The 18,543-nt window shown below is 67.9% G+C and carries 17 protein-coding genes; 8 read left to right on the top strand and 9 right to left on the bottom strand.

Annotated features, from left to right (window positions below; all coding sequences use genetic code 11):
- The first annotated feature begins 17 nt into the window (after positions 1-17).
- From AB0N89_RS12610 to AB0N89_RS12600, 3 genes are read left to right on the top strand one after another with little or no spacing between them, the layout of a single operon-like run.
- On the top strand, positions 18-719 hold the full coding sequence (locus AB0N89_RS12610) for a tRNA-dependent cyclodipeptide synthase (RefSeq protein ID WP_364203855.1): 702 nt from the start codon (positions 18-20) through the stop codon (positions 717-719).
- On the top strand, positions 716-2,035 hold the full coding sequence (locus AB0N89_RS12605; RefSeq protein ID WP_364203853.1) for a cytosine permease: 1,320 nt from the start codon (positions 716-718) through the stop codon (positions 2,033-2,035). The genes AB0N89_RS12610 and AB0N89_RS12605 overlap by 4 nt, the downstream gene beginning before the upstream one ends.
- Before the next feature lie 17 nt (positions 2,036-2,052).
- Complete coding sequence (locus tag AB0N89_RS12600; RefSeq protein ID WP_364203851.1) at positions 2,053-3,033, top strand: LysR family transcriptional regulator; 981 nt, start codon at positions 2,053-2,055, stop codon at positions 3,031-3,033.
- A 29-nt stretch (positions 3,034-3,062) separates the two neighbouring features.
- Here AB0N89_RS12600 and AB0N89_RS12595 read toward each other — a convergent pair whose 3' ends face one another.
- Positions 3,063-4,517: a M1 family metallopeptidase gene (locus AB0N89_RS12595; protein ID WP_364203849.1), complete on the bottom strand. Its 1,455-nt coding sequence runs from the start codon at positions 4,515-4,517 to the stop codon at positions 3,063-3,065.
- A 169-nt stretch (positions 4,518-4,686) separates the two neighbouring features.
- Here AB0N89_RS12595 and AB0N89_RS12590 point away from each other — a divergent pair, with 169 nt between their 5' ends.
- Positions 4,687-5,841, top strand: coding sequence for an MFS transporter (locus AB0N89_RS12590; protein WP_364203847.1), 1,155 nt, complete (start codon positions 4,687-4,689; stop codon positions 5,839-5,841).
- Here AB0N89_RS12590 and AB0N89_RS12585 read toward each other — a convergent pair.
- The 4 genes from AB0N89_RS12585 to AB0N89_RS12570 form a co-directional block, all read right to left on the bottom strand.
- Positions 5,786-6,751 carry an N-acetylmuramoyl-L-alanine amidase gene (locus tag AB0N89_RS12585; protein WP_364203845.1) on the bottom strand — a complete coding sequence of 322 codons (966 nt, stop codon included), beginning with the start codon at positions 6,749-6,751 and terminating at the stop codon, positions 5,786-5,788. The genes AB0N89_RS12590 and AB0N89_RS12585 overlap by 56 nt on opposite strands.
- An 88-nt stretch (positions 6,752-6,839) precedes the next feature.
- On the bottom strand, positions 6,840-7,715 hold the full coding sequence (locus AB0N89_RS12580) for an A/G-specific adenine glycosylase (RefSeq protein WP_364203843.1): 876 nt from the start codon (positions 7,713-7,715) through the stop codon (positions 6,840-6,842).
- Positions 7,716-7,737: 22 nt separating this feature from the next.
- A complete protein-coding gene (locus tag AB0N89_RS12575) occupies positions 7,738-8,229 on the bottom strand; it encodes a carbonic anhydrase (protein ID WP_364203841.1) in 492 nt (163 codons plus the stop codon).
- 51 nt (positions 8,230-8,280) lie between these two features.
- On the bottom strand, positions 8,281-9,381 hold the full coding sequence (locus AB0N89_RS12570; protein WP_005165317.1) for a LacI family DNA-binding transcriptional regulator: 1,101 nt from the start codon (positions 9,379-9,381) through the stop codon (positions 8,281-8,283).
- Positions 9,382-9,581: 200 nt separating this feature from the next.
- On the opposite strand from AB0N89_RS12570, the gene AB0N89_RS12565 reads away from it, so the two are divergent.
- The 3 genes from AB0N89_RS12565 to AB0N89_RS12555 are packed head-to-tail and all read left to right on the top strand — an operon-like array spanning position 9,582 to position 12,236.
- Positions 9,582-10,511 (top strand): zinc ABC transporter substrate-binding protein, encoded by a 930-nt coding sequence (locus AB0N89_RS12565; protein ID WP_364203839.1) that lies wholly within the window; start codon positions 9,582-9,584, stop codon positions 10,509-10,511.
- The gene (locus tag AB0N89_RS12560; protein WP_364203837.1) at positions 10,511-11,350 is read left to right on the top strand and encodes a metal ABC transporter ATP-binding protein; all 840 of its coding nucleotides are present in this window, start codon (positions 10,511-10,513) and stop codon (positions 11,348-11,350) included. Before AB0N89_RS12565 ends, AB0N89_RS12560 begins: the two co-directional genes overlap by 1 nt.
- A gap of 4 nt (positions 11,351-11,354) precedes the next feature.
- Entirely contained in the window at positions 11,355-12,236 is an 882-nt protein-coding gene (locus AB0N89_RS12555) for a metal ABC transporter permease (protein ID WP_364203835.1), read from the top strand.
- Here the strand turns inward: AB0N89_RS12555 and AB0N89_RS12550 are convergent.
- From AB0N89_RS12550 to AB0N89_RS12535, 4 genes are all read right to left on the bottom strand, one after another.
- Entirely contained in the window at positions 12,233-13,546 is a 1,314-nt protein-coding gene (locus AB0N89_RS12550) for a hypothetical protein (protein ID WP_364203833.1), read from the bottom strand. The genes AB0N89_RS12555 and AB0N89_RS12550 overlap by 4 nt on opposite strands.
- Before the next feature lie 94 nt (positions 13,547-13,640).
- The gene (locus AB0N89_RS12545) at positions 13,641-14,864 is read right to left on the bottom strand and encodes a DUF445 domain-containing protein (protein ID WP_364203831.1); all 1,224 of its coding nucleotides are present in this window, start codon (positions 14,862-14,864) and stop codon (positions 13,641-13,643) included.
- Between the two features lie 45 nt (positions 14,865-14,909).
- Entirely contained in the window at positions 14,910-16,136 is a 1,227-nt protein-coding gene (locus AB0N89_RS12540; protein ID WP_364203830.1) for a DUF445 family protein, read from the bottom strand.
- A gap of 50 nt (positions 16,137-16,186) precedes the next feature.
- The gene (locus tag AB0N89_RS12535) at positions 16,187-17,416 is read right to left on the bottom strand and encodes a DUF445 family protein (RefSeq protein WP_364203828.1); all 1,230 of its coding nucleotides are present in this window, start codon (positions 17,414-17,416) and stop codon (positions 16,187-16,189) included.
- A 123-nt stretch (positions 17,417-17,539) separates the two neighbouring features.
- Here AB0N89_RS12535 and AB0N89_RS12530 point away from each other — a divergent pair, with 123 nt between their 5' ends.
- Positions 17,540-18,535, top strand: coding sequence for a hypothetical protein (locus AB0N89_RS12530; RefSeq protein WP_364203826.1), 996 nt, complete (start codon positions 17,540-17,542; stop codon positions 18,533-18,535).
- The last annotated feature ends 8 nt before the right edge of the window (positions 18,536-18,543 follow it).

Raw genomic sequence — 18,543 nt, 5'->3', positions numbered from 1 at the left:
GTGAATCAGGAGTCGCCGTGCTTCGACCACTGCCGCTCACCGAGCATTGCGCCGACCCGCTTTCGCGGGCCGAGCATGTCTGTCTCGGCGTCAGCCCGTTCAACAGCCATTTCACCGTCGATCGGATCGCCGGCCTCGCCCGCTGGGCGATGTCGAACTTCCTGCGCTTCCATTTCTTCGTCCCGGACGGGCCGTCGGCCTTCACGCTCGAAGCACTCGGCTACGACTCGGTGCGTGCCGCGCAGAAGGCGCAACGGCAAGGCAACTACACGAGAAACAAGATCATCCGAGCCCTGGAGCAGGTGTACGCGGGCGACCCGCGATCGGTGATCCTGGACTCCTCGAAACTGGAAAACGATCGCTCGTATCTGAGCCTGCTTTCCGAAGCGCACGGCCGTTTCGCCACCGATCAGGCCTTCGCCGAACAGTGTCTCGGCGCCACGAACTGGGTCCTGGACAAGCGGTTGCCGGAAGGTGAACGACCCAACCGTGACCAGTTGCGCTGCGCGGTCCGGTACTTCCTGGCCGAACTGCCGATGTTCATCGGCACGGTCGCGGTGGCCGGGGTCGCCAGTTCGGTGTTCGCCTACCACCAGCGGGTCGGGTTCCTCGAACGGCTCTACCGCGGCGAACTGTCCTGGCGGCCGTTGCCGGGGCAGGGCTTCGTCATCCTGGAGAACACCGTCCCGGAGACGGCGAGTGCGGAGCGGCCGGAATGAGCGCTGAACACGACGACTTCTCCCTGCGCCGGGTGCCCGCCGAACGCCGGTACTCCTGGGTGTCCGTGGCTCTGCAACGGTTCGGCCAGGTGTCTTCGTTCCACCAGTTCCTGCTCGGCGCGGTACTCGGGTTCGGCATGACGTTCTGGGACGCGGTGCTGGCCATCACGATCGGTTCGGTCCTGCTGGAGATCATCACGATCCTGATGGGGGTCGCCGGCACCCGGGAGGGATTGTCCACGTCGGTGCTCGCCCGCTGGACCGGATTCGGCACCGGCGGGTCTTCACTGGTGGGGCTGCTCATGACGCTGAGCCTGGCGGGCTGGTTCGGGGTGCAGAACGATGTCTTCGCACAAGGGCTGCACGCGTTGATGGGTGGCCCGCCGGTGTGGGTGTGGGCACTGGCGGGCGGTGCGCTGGTCACCGCGATCGTCGTCCTCGGATTTCACGCGATGGCCTGGACCGCGTATCTGACGGTGCCCGCCTTCCTCGCACTGGCCGGTTACTCGATCGTCACCGCGCTCGACGACCATTCACTGTCGTCGCTGATGTCCTCGCCGCCGCCCGGGCCTTCGATGTCTCTGGCTCAGGGCACCACGCTGGTGGCGGGCGCGTTCATCATGGGCGCGATCATGACCCCGGACATGACCCGGTTCAACCGCACGGCGTCCGATGTGGTGAAGCAGACCCTGATCAGCGTCACCCTCGGGCAGTACCTGATCGGCCTGATCGGCGTGCTGCTCGCGCACGCGGCGAAGAGCGCCGACGTGGTCGGGATCATCACCTCCTCCTCAGGCGTGCTCGGCACACTGATCCTGGTCACCGCGATCCTGAAGATCAACGACTGGAATCTGTATTCGTCCTCGCTCGGACTGGTGAACACGGTTCAGGTGCTGCTGTCCAAACGCCTGGACCGCACCCATGCCACGCTGATCCTCGGCGGGCTGGGCACCGTGCTCTCCGCGATCGGCATCCTCGACCATTTCACCACCTTCCTGACCTGGGTCGGTGTGCTCACGCCGCCGGTGGCGGGGGTGGTGATCGCCGAGTACTACGTGGTCCGGCGCTGGAAGCCCATGCTGGATCGCACCCGCGAACTCGGTGAGCTGCCGCGAACCTGTCCGGTCTGGGTGCCGGCCGCGCTGTTCTGCTGGATCGCGGGTGCCGCCGTCGGCGCCTGGCTTCCGTGGGGAATTGCCACGGTGAACTCCGTTCTCGTCGCATTCTTGCTGTATGTTCTTCTGGTCCGACGAGCCACGCCGGCGACGGATCCGGTGGTGAGTGTTTCTCCTGGCGGAGCCAAAACCTTTATCTGACAAAGGAGATCGGCGTCGTGCAGCTGGACGTGCATCACCTGCGCGTGGTACGGGCGATCGCGGACACGGGAAGCCTTTCCCGTGCCGCGATCGTTCTCGGCGTTACCCAGCCCGCTGTTTCGGCTCAGCTCAAACGGCTGGAGAAAATGCTGGGTTATCAATTGTTCGAGCGCGGCGAAGGCAGTGCGACGCCGACACCGATGGGTGAGCTGCTGTTGCGCCGCACCACCGCTCTGCTGCCGCAGCTGGACAAACTGCTCGAAGACATCGAACAACGCGCTTGTCCGCACGGACCGCCCTCCACCGTGCGGGTGGCCGCGGTGGCCAGCGCGTTCGTGCCGCATTTGCCGTCGCTGATGACCACGCTGTGGCCGGAGATCACCGAAGCGAGCGTCGTGCACGACGACCACCCGGACAGGTTGCTGTCGCTGCTGGAGCAACGGCGAGCGGAACTGGGAATGGTCAAGGACTACCCCGGACACGAGCTGGAGATACCCGCGAACGTGGACACCGCGGTGGTGGTGACCGAGCCGACCTTCGTCCAGCTACCGGAGGCACATCCCTTGGCAGGCGAGGAGATCATCGACCTCGAAGCCTTGCGGGACGAGCGCTGGGTGATGGTCGCCGATTCCTCTTCGATCGTCTTCAACGAATACTTCGCCGAAACCTGCGCGAGACACGGCTTCAGCCCGAAGATCGCCCATCAGGTGACTTCCCAGGAGGTGGCGCAGATGGTGGTCCGGGCGGGCGCGCTCAGCCTGTCTCAACCCATTTGCGACTCGCGGCACGTCGGCCTCGTGATCCGGCCGTTGCGGGGAGAGTTGTTGCTGCGCAGACATATCGTCGCCTGGCGCCGGGACACCTTCGTGGCGGGCCGCCGGTCGGATCTGCTCGACGCGGTGGCTGAGATCTACTGGAACGAAGCGGCACGGGCACCGGTCTACAGCCGGTACCTCGCTTCTCGCGGTGAGCCGGCGCCCCGTCCGGGCGACGGGTGATCCCGCGCGTCGCCCGGACGGGGAGGAATTCACGGCTTCGGGTTCAGTGATCCCGGGTAAAGGTGCTCGTCCGACGGCCGCGCGGTGCCTTCCAGCCACGCGTGGTCGAACTCGGTGAGGTCGCGCTGGGTGACCGCCGACGCGTAAAGCTCGAAGTCGTGCCAGTTCTGGTTGCCCTGCGGGTTGATCGAAGGGAAACCGGACATTATCTGGAAGAACTGGTCGTCGCCGACCAAGCGGCGTAGCGCGTGCACCATGAGCACGGCCTTCGCGGTGGGGGCGAATTCGGCTCCCTTGCCGGGATCGACGAGCTTCGGTGCCCAGAACCGGCCGTTCCCGGCCTGAGCGACCTGTTCGCGATAACGCCGGTCCAGATCGGTCCCGTTCCGGGCTTCGTCCCACAACCAGACCGCGTAGCGTGCGAAGGCTTCCGGCAGCAGGGCGTCCTTCCACATCTTGCCGGTCACCCCGGCGCCCCACCACTGATAGGCGGTGCCGTAGACCAGGTCGGCGACGGTCGCCGAACGGCCGAACACCGGCCGGGTCTGCGCGCCGTGCACGTAACCGAGATCGCGGTCGAGGAACAGCCCGCCCGCCGCGGATTGCGGGTAGTCGCCGAGCTTCCCGGTAAGGAATTCCAGCACTTCGGGCAGCCGCCCGCCGATCTCCCGGTTGCCCGTCGCGCACGGATGGTAGGCGTTGATCGCCGTCCCGCCCCCGGGAAGCGAGATCTTGTCGATCTTCCAGCGGCCGATCCCCACCATCGCGGTATTCGGCGCCAAAGCGTTTTCTTCCGCCCAGGTGACCGTGTGCCGTCCGGCGCCGGCGGCCACGTCGGAGATCTGTTTTCCGTTGCCCACGACGGAGAACTCGTTCAGCACGGTGACGGCGACCCGGAGCGTCGCCTTGTCCGCCTCGGTGCCGTTGACCGGGAACCAGGTCATCGCCGAATGCGGCTGGCCGGTGGCGACGGCCGAGTCGCCGGGCACGGCCAGCCAGCCCGTCCGGCCGCGCGCCGTGCCGATCGGCTCCGGACGTCCGTCGTAGCCGACCACGACGGCGAACCGCGCGTCCTTGGCCAACGGCTTCGCCGGAGTGATCTCCAGTTCGTGTTCACCCACTCGCCGGAAGGTGGCGCCGACGCCGTCGACGGTGACCGACCGTACGGTGAGCCCGCGGAGATCGAGGTTGAACCGGCTCAGTTCCTGGGTCGCCGTCGCGGTGATCGTCGCCTTGCCTTGCAGGATCGTCGATCGGGGCGCGTAGTCCAGCGCGATCGCGTAATCGGAGACGTCGTAGCCGCCGTTGCCGTCCTTCGGGTAGTAGGGGTCGGTACCGAGGACAGTGCCGTTGGGGGAAACGTGCACGTAACCGTCGCTACCGATCACCGGCTGCTCCGCGGCCGCCACCTGGCAGGTGCCGAGCATCGTGGTGGCGAGCAAGGCGGTGCACAGTGGCTCCTGCCACCGAATCCGCACGGTCATGAACGGGCCTTCTCTCTGAAAGCAGGGGCAATGCCCGACCATCGTGTGGTCGTCCCCGCCTCGGTCGGCACTGCCAGCCGGTCATGCCACCGGGTTATCCAGGCCGATAACCCGGTGGCATACCCGGCAGGGACTATCCGCGCCCTGCCGCGGGAGAGATCGTCGAGGCATGCTGCCCCTCCCGGCGCTGTTCGCGCTGACGACGACGGTCTTCCTCGGCTGCCTCACCGAAGTGCTGCCCGCCGGGCTGCTGCTGGGCATGTCCGCGGATCTCGGCGTATCCCCGTCGGTCACCGGGCAGCTCGTGACGGTCTACGCGATCACGACCGCGCTCACCGCCATCCCGCTCACCAGCGCGACCCTGCGGATGCCGCGCAAACGCTTGCTCCTGGCGCTGATCACCGGCTTCCTGGTCACCAACCTGGTGATCGCGATGTCCTCGTCGTACCCGCTGATCCTGGCCACTCGGGTCGTTTCCGGCGCGCTGACCGGGGTGATGTGGTCCCTCGTCGCCGGATACGCGATGCGCCTCGCGCCGCCGGGGCTCACCGGGCGCGCGCTGGCCGTGGCCATGTCCGGCACCCCGATCGGGTTCGCGCTCGGCGTCCCGGCCGGGACGCTGCTCGGCGAACTGGCGGGCTGGCGCTGGGCGTTCGCCGTGATGGCGCTGATCACCGTGCCGCTACTGGGGTGGGTGCTCGTCGCGGTGCCCGCCGTGCCCGCGGACCCGGTGGGGCACACCCGCCCGCTGGCCGCGTCAAGACTGCCCGGGATGCGTCCCGTGCTGGCGACGGTGGCGCTGTTCTCGTTGGGGCACAACGTGGCCTACACCTACATCGGCCCGGTGCTCGCCGGGCTGGACGCGGCGACGATGCTGGGCACGGCGCTGCTGGTGTTCGGCTGTGCCACGGTGGGCGGGCTGGTGGCGGTCGGCTCCGCGCTCGACCGCCACCCACGCGCCGTCTTGCTGTCCTGTACCGCTCTGACGGCCGCCGCGATCGTCCTGATAGGACTCAGCGGCGGCATCCACGGTCTGGTGCTGGCCGCCGCCTGCCTGTGGGGCTTCGCGTTCGGCGGCGCGCCCACGGCGTTCCAGGCCGTCACCGCGCTGATCGCGGGCCCCACCGCCGACGCCGCCCAGTCGCTCACGATCGCGGCCTGGAACGGCGCCGTCGCCGGTGGAGCCCTCGTCGGCGGCCTGCTGCTGCCGTTGGGAACCTCCTTGCTCCCTTGGTGCGCCGCCCTGGTGGTCCTGTCGCCGCTGCTGTTCAGCCGGCGAGTCGTGCTTTCAGCGCCCTCAGATCAGTGCCCGACCGGACGATGAGCGGCCAGACGTCGGAGCCGAGGAACCCGGTCTCGTCGGTCGCCATGGTCGCGCCACAGGCGTCGCGCTCCAGCCCGTTCCGGGCCGCCAGCGCGGCGACAGCGTCCTTTGTGGACTGGCCGAACAGGCCGTCGACGGGGACGGCGAAACCGCGTTCCCGCAAGAGTTCCTGGGCCACCCGCACTCGTGGTCCGGTGTCGCCGGGCTTGAGCAGCGGCCACTCCGGCAGATCGGCCTTCGGCGACGCCGAGCCCAGCAGTTTCCCGACCGCGGTGCGCAGTTCCGGGAGCCGGTTGTACAGCACGGTTCCCGGGCATTCGGTCGAGTTGAAGTCGCGGTGTCCCTTGATGAACTCCGGCGAGATCCCGTACTGCGAAGCGATGTACGCGACCATCTTCACCAGCGAGTCCCACAGCGCGGGCGTGACGTCTTCCTTGCTGTAGAGGCCCTCGTTCTCGATCCCGATGCAGGTGCTGTTGTTGTTGCCCACGTTGGCGCCCAGCACGTGCTGGGTCCCGCCGCGCAGGATCTCCAGGCTGCGATGCCGCCCTTCGGTGATGTGCCCGCCGCGGCTGTTCGTGAACTGCTGGCCGCTGTCCACCCAGCCGCGGGTGTCCATGTGGAAATTCTGGATCGAACGCGACGCCCAATAGGCGTGTTCGAGCGTGTAGTCGGTGACGTTGCCGGGATCGACGGTGTGGTGCACGACGATGTACGTCGGTTTGTGGTTCTGCACCTCGATCGCCCCGTTCGGCGGCCGGGCACCCCAGGCCGCCGTGTCGTGGATCGTCGGTTCCTGTACTGCCCCAGGCGCCGCGGCTGCGGCGGAAATTGTCGTCGTCCCCAGTAGCCCGACGGCGCTTACCGTCAGGCCGCCCTTGAGCGCGGTACGTCGGTCGAAGTCGGCCACGGGCGTAACTCCCATCATGCGCGTTGGCCGGAAAACTAACCCGCCATCGCGCCGATGACAACCATTGGCCAACTTTTGTCGTAATGCGTTAGTGTTCGCCAGGGAGCGCGAACAGGCCGTCCCCGGTCTGTTCGAGCAGGCCGTCGACCAGCAGGGAGTCGAGGCAGCGGTCGCGCTGCCCGGATTCGTCCCAGACGAGATCGAGCCGCGCCTTCTCGACCGGGCCTTCGCTGCCGCGCAGGACGTCGAGCAGCAGCCCGCGCACCTGGCGATCGGTCCCGGCGAATTTCTGGACCTGTTTCGCGGGCCCGGCGTAGGCGGGTTTGCCCGCGTGCTGCCACGCGCAGTCGTCGTAGATCGGACAATCCGCGCACCGCGGCGAGCGGGCGGTGCAGACGAGCGCGCCGAGTTCCATCAGCGCCGCCGAGAGCTTCGCGGCGGGCGCGTCCTCCGGCGGCAGCAACGCCTCGACGTCGGCCATGTCGCGGGTGTTCGACGGCGGCCCGGCGTCACCCGCGCCGTGCACCGCCCTGGCCACCACGCGCCGGACGTTCGTGTCGACCACCGGCGCCCGCTTGCCGTACGCGAAGGCCGCGACCGCTCGCGCGGTGTACGCGCCGATGCCCGGCAACGCGAGCAGAGTGTCCACATCGGACGGCACGACGTCGCCGTGTTCGGCGGCGATGACGGCCGCCGCGGCGTGCAGCCGCAACGCGCGTCGCGGGTAACCGAGCTTGCCCCAGGCGCGCACGACCTCGCCCTGAGAAGACGCCGCCAGCGCCGAGGGAACCGGCCAGCGGGTCATCCATTCGAGCCAGATCGGCTGGACGCGCGCGACCGGGGTCTGCTGCAACATGATCTCGCTGACCAGCACGCCCCAGGCGGTGCACTCCGGCTCACGCCAGGGCAGGTCGCGCCCCACTTCGTCGAACCATCCGGTCAGCACATCCGCGTCGACGCCCACCCGGCCAGCTTAGGGAAGCGCGTTACGCGACTTCGGTCAGGTGGCCCGTCTTGACGTCGTAGACGAAGCCGCGCACGTTGTCGGTGTGCGGCAGGAAGTCACTGCGGCGGACCCGCTGCACCGACCGGCGCACGCTGTCCTCGACCTCGCGGAACGCCTCGACGGCCCACGTCGGACGCAGCCCGGAGGCCTCTTCGAGCTCGTCCTTGAAGTCGTCCTCGGTCACCATCGAGAGGCCGCACTCGGTGTGCTGGACGATCAGCACCTCACGCGTGCCCAGCTTCCGCTGGCTCAGCGCGAGTGAGCGGATCATGTCGTCGGTGACGACGCCGCCGGCGTTGCGCAGGACGTGAGACTCGCCCTGCAGCAGGCCGAAGATCTCGAACACCCGGATACGGGCGTCCATGCAGGTCAGAACCGCCACCTGGAGTGATGGCCTCGGGGACGAACGGTCACCAGGAGTGACATCGCCGAGCTCCTGGTTTCGCTTGAGAAGGACGTCTATGGAGGTCACATGACTATTTGAACGGACACACCCCGTGAGAGCAACGCTTTACCGGGTACATCACGGCCCGAACCAGCGTTCCTCAGCCGTCCGGGGCGGTGCCGACGTCCGGCCGACCCGCAGTTCCGTCTGCAGGGTGATGACCTTCGGCCCGACGCGATCGGCCGAGCTGAGCAGCAGCTTTCCCGCCGCCTTGCCCTTTTCGAGCACCGGCTGGTGGACCGTGGTGAGCCCGGAGCGTTCGGCCTCGGTGATGCCGTCGAACCCGGTGACCGTCAGATCCTGCGGCACGCGCAGGCCGCGGCGTTCCGCTTCGGCCAGCGCGCCGAGCGCGAGGATGTCCGAAGTGCAGATCACGGCCGTGACCTGCGGATACGCGTCGAGCAGCTGCCGTGCGGCGGACGCGCCGTCGTCCACGGTGTGGTCGAAGCGCTCGACCACCGGCACCGTCGCCCAGTCGACCCCGGCCGCCGAGAACGCGGCGGCCAGCGCCTCCAGCCGGATCCGCTGGACATGGAAATGCGCGGCGCTCTGCCGCTGGATGGACACGAAGTCGTCGTTGCGCTCGCGGGCCAGCCGCATGCACAGCACGCCGATCTGCCGGTGTCCCAGGGAGATGAGGTGTTCGGCCATCGCGGTGACCGCGGCCGCGTCGTCCGGGCCGACCCGGTCGACGCCGTCCACGCGCGGCTGGTCGACGATCACCGTCGGCACCGGGCGTTCCAGCACGGCGCCCAGATGCGGGTCGTCGTCGGGCACCGAGTAGACGACGAAACCGTCCACGCCCGCGCGGTGCACGGCCGCGACGTCCTCCCGGCCCGGGCTCGCCGGGACCAGGTGCAGGCCGACGCCCGCGTCCTCGCAGGCCAGCGCGAGTCCTTCGAGCACGCCGACGGCGGCCGGGTCGCGGAAAGCGTAGGAGAGGTTTTCGGTGAGCAAAAGACCGACAGCGCCGGCCTTGCGCGTCCGAAGTGATCGGGCCACCGGGTCCGGGCCTGGGTAACCGAGGCGCCGTGCGGTCTCGAGAACACGGCGGCGCAGCTCAGGGGACAGCTGGTCGGGTCGGTTGTAGGCGTTGGAGACGGTGGTCCTCGACACACCGAGCTCTGCGGCCAACGACGCCAGTGTCGCCTGCCTCCTGGTGCGGATAGGACGGCCCATCCGCAAACCGTAACGGTTCAGAACGTTTTGCAGAAGCATCACCCGACGTGTGGCAGGTCTCGATTCAGAGTGACCCTGGGTACAGCTCAGACCTGGACAGCGGGTTCTGTCAGCCGTATGGGGTACAGTTGAATCTGACAACGGTTTCCATTACCCGGCATCTGGGACACCTGGCCTGGGCATCCGCAGGAGTGCAGTAAATGAATTCCCGCCGTACTAAGAGTGTTTTCGCGGCCGTGTCGGCCCTCGCCGTCCTCGCGCTCGGCGCGACGGCTTGCGCGTCGAGCGACCAGGCGTCCACGGGCTCCGGCTCGGGGAACGCGTCCGCCGCGGACCCGGGCGGCGAGAAGATCAAGGTCGTCGCCTCGACCGACGTCTGGGGCAGCGTCGTGACCGCCGTCGGCGGCGACAAGGTCGAGGTCACCTCGATCATCCACGACCCGTCGGCCGACCCGCACTCCTACGAGACCACCGCGAGCGACGCCATCGCCGCGAAGAACGCGAAGCTGACGCTGTCCAACGGCGGCGGCTACGACGAGTTCTTCTCGAAGCTCGCCGACCAGGCCACCGGCGCGCAGAAACTGGTCGCCGTCGACATCGCCGCGACCGGCAACGAGAACGAGCACGTCTGGTACAGCCTGCCCGGCGTCGAGAAGATCGCCGACCAGGTCGCCGCGAAGCTCGGCGAGATCCAGCCCGCCTCGAAGGACGCTTTCACCGCCAACGCGACCGCGTTCAAGGGCAAGACCGAGGAGCTGCTGAAGAAGGTCTCCGGGCTGGGCGCCTCGGGCGGCAAGGTCGTCGCGACCGAACCCGTCGCGCACTACCTGCTCGAAAGCGCCAAGGTCACCGACGCGACCCCGCCCGCGTTCGCCGCGGCCGTGGAAGCGGAGCAGGACGTGCCCGCCGCCGCGCTCAACGAGGTCAAGCAGCTGATCAACGGCAAGCAGGTCAAGGCCCTGGTCAACAACGCGCAGACCACCACCCCGGTCACCCAGCAGGTCGTCGGCGACGCCAAGACCGCCGGGATCGCCGTCGTCGACGTCACCGAAACACTTCCCCAGGGTGTGACCGACTACATTGCATGGATGACCAAGGCAGTCGACGCGCTGGCGGGAGCGTTGAAGTAGTGAGCTCCGTACCTGCCGAGGCGCGTCCCGCGGTCCGTGTCCGCGGGGCGAGCCTCGCGTTCGGCACCAGGACCCTCTGGTCCGGGCTCGACCTCGACGTCGAGCCCGGCGAGTTCCTCGCGATCCTCGGGCCGAACGGCTCCGGGAAGAGCAGCCTGCTCAAGGTGCTGCTCGGCCAGCTTGGACTGCCGGAGGGCACGGTCGAGATCGCGGGGCGGCGCCCCGGCGGGCAGAACCGGCGGATCGGCTACATCCCGCAGCAGCGCGCCCTCGACGAGGGACTGACGATGCGCGGGGTGGACCTGGTCGGCCTCGGCCTGGACGGGCACCGGTGGGGCACCGGGTTCTTCGGGATCGCGAAACGACGTCAGCTGGTGGCGCGGGCGATCGAGGCCGTCGGCGCCCAGGCGTACGCGAAACAGCCGGTGGGCAGGCTTTCCGGTGGCGAGCAGCAGCGGCTCCGCGTCGCGCAGTCGCTGGTCGGCGACCCCGAAGTCCTGCTGTGTGACGAGCCGCTGCTGTCCCTCGACCTCGCCCATCAGCGCGCGGTCAGCGAGCTGATCGACGAGCGGCGTCGTTCGGCCGACACCGCCGTCCTGTTCGTCACCCACGAGATCAACCCGATCCTGTCCTATGTGGACAGGGTGCTGTATCTGGTGAACGGCCAGTTCCGGGTCGGCAAGCCGGACGAGGTGATGAACTCGGAGACGCTGTCCGAGCTGTACGGCACGCGGATCGAGGTGCTCAAGGTCGGCGGGCAGATCCACGTCGCCGGGGCGCAGAGCGCGCTGTGCGAGGACGAACCCCACCACATCGACGAACACGAACAGGCGTCTTAGCACCGTGGACAAGATGTTCGACTTCGCCCTGACCGGCGAACTCCTCGGCCTCGACTTCGTGCAGACGGCGCTGCTCGCGGCGGCCGTCCTCGGCCTGGTGGCGGGCGTCCTCGGCCCGCTGGTCGTGATGCGGCGGATGTCGTTCGCCGTGCACGGCACCGCCGAACTGGCCTTCACCGGCGCGGCCGGCGCGCTGCTGCTCGGCGTCGGCGTCGAACTCGGCGGCCTCGCGGGCGCGGTCATCGCCGCCCTGCTGATCGGGATCCTCGGCGGCCGCGAGTCCGAACGCGACTCCGTGATCGGCGTGATCCTCGCCTTCGGGCTCGGCATGGGCGTCCTGCTGCTGTCGTTCTACGAAGGCCGCAGCGCCAACAAGTTCGGCATCCTCGTCGGGCAGATCATCACCATCGACTCGACCAACCTGAACCTGCTCGTCGGCGCTTCGGTCGTCGTCCTGGTGGTGCTCGCGGTGATCTACCGGCCGCTGCTGTTCGCCACGGTCGACCCCGCGGTCGCGGCCGCGCGCGGTGTCCCGGTGCGGCTGCTTTCGCTCATCTTCGCGGTGCTGGTCGGGATTTCGAGCGCGCTCGGCGTGCAGATCGTCGGCGCGCTGCTGGTGGTCTCGCTGATGGTGACCCCGGCCGCGGCGGCCGCGCGGGTCACGGCGAGCCCGTGGAAGGCGACCGTGCTGTCGATCGTGTTCGCGGAGATCGCTGCGCTCGGCGGGATCATCCTGTCGCTCGCGCCCGGGAAGCCGGTGAGCGCGTTCGTCACGACGATCTCGTTCGTGATCTACCTGGTCTGCCGCCTCATCGCGTGGCTGCGCGGCCGGAGCTCCCGGGTCCGCGTCGAGCCGACGGCCGCGCCCCGGCCCGCCTTGCGCTAGCGGATCGGGTGCTCGGCGAGCGCCTTCTTGACCGCTTCGAGGAAACCGGGCTCGATGAACGCGAGCTGTCCGCCGGCCACACTGCGCTCGACGGCTTCGAGGACCACGACGTTCGAGTTCACGAAAGCGTCGACGGCCTCGGCCTGCGACGTCTTCTGCGTGAAGTGGGCCAGCATCGTCAGGTTCGTGAACGCGCCGGAGAGGTAGCGCGAAGACGCCTTCGTGAACGAGTCGCCGTAGATGAGGATCTTCTCGTCCACGGTCCCGATCAGCGGGCTCGCCGTGCGGTACACCGGCTTGTCGATGTCACCGTTCGGCTCGCCCGCGCGATCGACCAGGCCGTCCGGGCGGAGGCTGTAGAGCGTGTTCGTCTTCGTGCCCTGTTTGTTGATCAACGGCGGCAGGTCGGCGGACGTGTCGTACTGCCCCATGGGCACGCTCACCCAGGTCTGCGTGACACCGGGTTTGATCGCGTTCGCGATGGCGCGCGTCATCACCAGCGCGCCCTCGTCGGCCCAGTGGGTGTCGTTGGCCGGGTAGATGGGGTGCTGCACCCGGCCTTCCGACGCGCGCAGCTCGGGCCGCAGGTCGATCGCGCGGGCGTCCTTGAGCATCCGGTGCCAGGTGGTCGCCTCGGCCGACCGCGAGCAGTCCTTGCCGGGGTAGCTGTCGGGCAGGAACTGCGGGACCATCGTCGACTTGTCCGGCGCGACGACGAATTCGAACCGCCGCCCGGACTGCTCGACCGCGCGGCGCAGCTCGTTGATCTTGTCGATCGTCTCGGGCAGCGGGCGGGACGGATCGCATTTCGCGTCGGCGTCGTAGCCGTAGTACAGCCAGCCGTCGCGACCCTGGACGACGCGGCGATAACCGGACGCGGCGTTCGGCGTCGGGCCCTGGGTGGGCGCGGTCTTGGGCGGCGTCGGTGCGGGAGGTGCGGGGATCGGGCCCGCCTGCTGCTGCGGTGGCGGCTGGTCGAGCGGGGCGCCCTCGCCGAAGACGCCGCGGCTGATCGCGTCGGCGGCGGCGATCGCGCCCGGCCGGAACGACAGCTGGTCGATGGCCCAGGCGGGCATGTCGGTGAAGAATCCCCAGCCCTTGTCCAGGCCAGGGAAACTCGCGAGCTTGTGGTTCTCGATCTCGCCCGGGCGCACGCCGAACACCCACAGCAGCGCCGGGGTGGTGAAGAACAGCAACGCGCTGATCAGCGCGGTCAGCTGCCTGCCACCGTGGCGGGGACGGTGCAACGCGTGCTCACGCGGAAGCCACGCCTCGTGGACGGCTGGCAGCTGCTGGGGTTCGGACGCCACCCCTCCACCGTAATCACCCCGTGTCTCCCGCACGTGAGAACGCCTCACTTCCGCCCCCCGGATCGCGTTTAGCCCGCTAAACGCGATCCGGGGGTCAGTGGAGCATGAGGAGGACCTGGAGCTCCCCGACCAGGAAGCCGATGAGCCCGCCGACCGCGATGAGCTTCCACTCGTCCTGCCGGAACGCGGGCCGCAGCAGCCCCTCGAACTCCAACGGCGTCAGCCCGAGCATCCGGCGCTCGACGATCTTCGCGACGTCCATCGCCTCGGTCAGGTAGCCCTCGGCGTGCCGGATCGTCGGCGGCAGCCGCTCCAGGGCCTTCCGCGCGGCAGCCTGCTTGATCTCCTGCAGCCGCTGCCCGCCGACGGCCATCGCGACCATCGGTTTCGCGACGCTCGCCTGTTCGTCGACAGCCTGCGCAACGAGCCGCTCGACCAGCGCGTACAGCCGATCCGACCGCGGCCCGCGCAGGACGGCGTCGAGCAGGTTCGGCACGGTCAGGATCTCGTTCGCGATCATCTCGCCGTACTGGTGCGCGACCTCGGCCCGCCGCCGCTGGAACTTGCCCTGCAGGATCACCCGGCCGACCCGCACCGGCTCGCGCGGCACGAAGATCAGCTTGATCGCCAGCCAGTCGGTGAACAGCCCGATGCAGCCGCCGAAGATGGGCAGCACCCACGGCTCCTTCGTCACCGCCCAGACGATCGCCTGCACGACGCCGAGCCCGAAGCCGAAGTAGATCCCGGTGCGCGCGATGAACGCCATCTCCGGCCGCGACGTCTCGCGGATCAGCCGGACGAGCAGCTTCTTGTCCCTGGTGAGCCGCTGCACGGTCATGTGCTGGAAGTCGAGCACCTCGTCGAGGTTCTCGGTCATCTCCTCCATGAACTCGCGCACCAGCCGCGGCGTCGACGCCTGGACCTGCTTGATCAGCAGCTCCTGCGCCATCGTCGGCATGACCTCCCAGAGCTTGGGATGGTGCTTTTCGAGTACTTCGCGGGCGACCTCGTCCACGGCCCGCAGCAACGGCTGCTCGATCTCGCGCGTGATGATCGCCGGGTCGATCCGGCGGAAGACCTCTTTGACGTCCAACAGGTTCGACGTCAGCAGCTCGGTCGCGACGGCGGCCATCCGCCCGCCGTGTTTGGGCACCACGCCCTGCCAGCCGAGGAACGGTTTGACGCCGACGAACTCCAGCGGCTTGAACATCATCTCGATGGCGACGCGTTTGGTGACGTAGCCGATGAGCGCGGCGATGAACGGGATCGCGGCGTACAGCCACCAGTGCCGCGCGAGGTCGTCGAGGACGGCGTCCATGGGACCTCCTCGCTCGGGTGGGATGGGAACCGTATCGGCTGGCCGTCAGTGAAGCAGCAGAAGCACCTGAAGTTCACCGACAAGGCCGCCGATCACCGCGCCGACGGCGATCAGCTTCCACTCGTCCTGCCGGAACGCCGGGCGCAGCAACTGCTCGAATTCGAGCGGGTTCAGCCGTCGCATTCTGTCCACAATGGTGTTCCGGACGTCGAGCGCGTTGACGGCGTAACTTTCGGCGTGCCGGATCGTCTCCGGGATCCGTGCCGCCGCCTTCGCCGCCGCCGTCTGCTTCATCTCCTGGAACTTCCTGCTCCCGACGGCCAGCGCGACGAACGGCTTCACGACACTCGCCTGCGCGTCGATGGTCCGCTGCACCTCACGGGTGATCATCGTGAACAGCCTGTCCGATTTCGGCCCGCTCAACACCGCTTCGAGCAGGTTCGGGATGGTGATGATCTCGCGCGCGATCATGTCGCCGTAGTCTTCGGAAACCTGGTCCTTGCGTTTCTGGAACACGCCTTGCCAGGTGTAGAGGCCGAAGAACCGCTTCGGCTCACGCGGCAGGAAGATCATCTTCAGGGCGATCCAGTCGGTGAACCAGCCGATGCCGACACCGAACAGCGGCAGCACGATCGGCGACTTCGTCAGCGCCCAGACGAGCAGCTGCACACAACCGAGCGAGAACCCGAACACGATCCCCGACCGTGCGATGAACCGCATCTCCGGCCGCGAGATGTCGCGGATCAGCCGGTTCAGCAAGGCTTTGTCGCGCACGAGGTTCGTCACGACCATGTGCTTGAGGTCGAGGACGTCCTCGATGTTCTCCGAGATCTCGCCCATGATCTTCGTGATCGCGCGCGGCGCCTCGGCCTGCACTCGTTTGAGCAGCAGCTGCTGCGCGGTGTTCGGTAGTACTTCCCACAGTCTGGGCTGGTACTGCTCCATCACCTCGCGGGTGACGTCCTCGACGATCCGCAGCAGCGGCTGCTCGATCTCCTTCGCGACCTGCGCCGGGTCGAGCCTGGCGAAGATCTCCTTCGGATCGACGAGGTTGTTCGTCAGCATCTCGGTGGCGGTGGCCGCCATCCGCTCGGCGTTCGCCGGAAGCACGCCCTGCCAGCCGAGGAACGGTTTGACGCCGACGAATTCCACCGGTTTGAACATCATCTCGATGGCGACGCGTTTGGTGACGTAGCCGATCAGCGCGGCGACGAACGGCATGGTGACGTACACCGGCCAGTGCTCGCCGAGATCGGCGATGACGGCGTCCACTTCCGAGCCCCTCCCGCGTCTTGCTTGAAGGGCAACCTAGCCGCCGGTCCTCAATGGAGGAGTAACAGGACCTGAAGTTCACCCACGAGCCCGCCGATCACCGCGCCGACCGCGATCAGCTTCCATTCGTCCTGCTGGAAGGCGGGACGCAGGATCCCCTCGAACTCGAGCGGGGTCAGCTGCTGCATCTTCGTGACGATGGTGTTGCGGACGTCGAGCGCGTCAGTGGCGTAGCTCTCCACGTGTTTCACCGTTTCGGGGAGATACGCGATCGCCTTCTCCGCCGCGGCCTTCTTCATCTCCTGGTACTGCACGCCGCCGACGGTCAGCGCCACCAACGGTTTCGCGATGCTCGCCTGCGCGTCGATGGTCCGCTGCACCTCACGGGTGATCATCGCGAACAGCTTGTCCGACTTCGGTCCGGTGAGGACGGCCTCCATCACGTTCCGCACGGTGAGGACCTCGTCCGCGATCAGCGCGCCGTAGTCCTTGGCGACGGCCTGACGGCGCTTCTGGAACATGCCCTGCCAGCTGAAGAACAGGAACCGGCGCGGCTCACGCGGGTAGAAGATCATTTTCAGGGCCAGCCAGTCGGTGACGAACCCGGTGACGAAACCGAAGATCGGCATGATCAACGGCTGTTTCGTCAGCGCCCACGCGACGAACTGGACCAGGCCGATCACGAAGCCGAACCAGATGCCGGACCGGGCGATGAAGCGGAGTTCCGGGGTCGCGACCTCCTTGATCAGGCGGCAGGTGAGCGATTTGTCCCGGACCATCGCGTTGATCAGCATCCCGTTGACGTCGAGGACCTCGTCGATGTTCGTCGACACCTCGCGCATCAACCTCGCGACGACCTTCGGCGCCTGCGCGCGGACCTGGTCGACCAGCATCCGCTGCGCCCGCGTCGGCAGCAGCTCCCATAGCCGGGGCTGGTACTGCTCCATCACCTCGCGGGTGACGTCCTCGACGGCTTTGAGGAGCGGTTCCTCCAGTTCCTTGACGACCTCGTCGGGATCGAGCCGGGAGAAGATCTCCTGCGGATCGACGAGGTTCCGGGTCAGCAGGTCGACGGCGGTGGTCGCCATCCGGCGCGAGTTGGCCGGGATGACTCCCTGCCAGCCGAGGAACGGCTTGATCCCGACGAACTCCAGCGGCCGGAACATCATCTCGATGGCGACGCGTTTCGTGATGTAGCCGATGAGCGCCGCGATGAACGGCATCGTGGCGTAGACATGCCAATGCTCGCGGATGTCTTCGAGGATCGCCGAGATGTCCAACCGGGCCTCCTCTGCTTACCACCTGTCAACAATGCAGGATGCCATGTGACCGGCCCGCCGCACGCCGAGTGCAGCCGTTTGGCGGTACTGCCTGACGGGCCCAAGCTCATTAAGGTGTCCGCCATGGTCGCTCCTGAGAAGACGGCGCCTCAGGCGCCCTCAGCGAAATCGTCCCAGTTCGCGGTCGCTGTCCGCGGTTACGACAAGCGTCAGGTCGACGAGCGTCTCGTCGAGCTGACGGCCGAAATCAAGCAGACCTCGCGCAACCGCGACGAGGCCGTGGCGACCGCCGGTGAACTCACCAAGGCGCTCGGCCACGCCCAGAAGGAACTGGACGAGACCAAGGCCGCCCTCGTACGGATGAGTTCGAGTCCGTCCGGCGCCGGCGCGATGGCCGAACGCGTCCGCATGATGATGCAGCTCGCCGAGGAGGAGATCGCCGACCTCAAGGCCGCCGCGGAGGCCGACGCCAAGTCGACCCGGACCGAAGCGGACAAATACGCCCACGAGACGCAGCGCGCGAGCGAAAAAGCGGCCAAGGACGCGCAGACCGAGCGGGAGAAACTGCTCGCGGACGCCAAAGCCGAGATCGAGCGCCTGAACTCCGAAGCGGCGCAGAAGCGCAAGGAACTGGACCTGGAAAGCGTCCGGACCCGCGCCGCCGCGGACAAGAAGGCCGAGGAGGCCTCAGCCGCTCGTCGTGCGGAAGCGGAGAAGGCGTCCGCGGACAAGATCGCGGAGGCCGACCGGGTTTCGGCGGACAAACGTGCAGAAGCGGAGCGGATCTCGGCGGAGAAGATCGCCAAGTCGGAGAAGTCTTCGGCGGAGGACATCGCGGCGAAGCAGGAGCAGGTCGCGGAGGCTCTCACCGACGCGAAGACCCAGCAGGCCGAGGCTCAGCAGGCCCGGAAGCTCTCGCTGGAACTCCGGTCGAAGGTCGCCGATCGGCTTTCCGCCACGGACGTCGCCGTCCAGGAGGCCATCCGGCTGCTGGCTCCCGCTCCCGACGCCGCCACGGAGGCTGCTCCGGACGCCGGGGCGGCCAAGCCGGAAGCATCGAAGCCTGAGGCCACGCCGAAGCCGGCTCCTACCAAGTCCAACGGCCCACGTCCTTCCTGATCTCTCAA

Origin of the sequence: Amycolatopsis sp. NPDC089917 (assembly GCF_040684635.1) — a bacterium.
GTDB lineage: Bacteria > Actinomycetota > Actinomycetes > Mycobacteriales > Pseudonocardiaceae > Amycolatopsis.
Note: the sequence above shows the minus strand (reverse complement) of the source record. Positions and strands in the feature narration are given on the sequence as shown.

Excerpts from the sequence above, each read along its gene's own strand:
- AB0N89_RS12590 (WP_364203847.1), top strand. The coding sequence starts at position 4,687 with ATGCTGCCCCTCCCGGCGCTGTTCGCGCTGACGACGACGGTCTTCCTC.
- AB0N89_RS12605 (WP_364203853.1), top strand. The coding sequence starts at position 716 with ATGAGCGCTGAACACGACGACTTCTCCCTGCGCCGGGTGCCCGCCGAA.
- AB0N89_RS12530 (WP_364203826.1), top strand. The coding sequence starts at position 17,540 with ATGGTCGCTCCTGAGAAGACGGCGCCTCAGGCGCCCTCAGCGAAATCG.
- AB0N89_RS12595 (WP_364203849.1), bottom strand. The coding sequence starts at position 4,517 with ATGACCGTGCGGATTCGGTGGCAGGAGCCACTGTGCACCGCCTTGCTC.
- AB0N89_RS12565 (WP_364203839.1), top strand. The coding sequence starts at position 9,582 with ATGAATTCCCGCCGTACTAAGAGTGTTTTCGCGGCCGTGTCGGCCCTC.
- AB0N89_RS12570 (WP_005165317.1), bottom strand. The coding sequence starts at position 9,381 with ATGGGCCGTCCTATCCGCACCAGGAGGCAGGCGACACTGGCGTCGTTG.
- AB0N89_RS12545 (WP_364203831.1), bottom strand. The coding sequence starts at position 14,864 with ATGGACGCCGTCCTCGACGACCTCGCGCGGCACTGGTGGCTGTACGCC.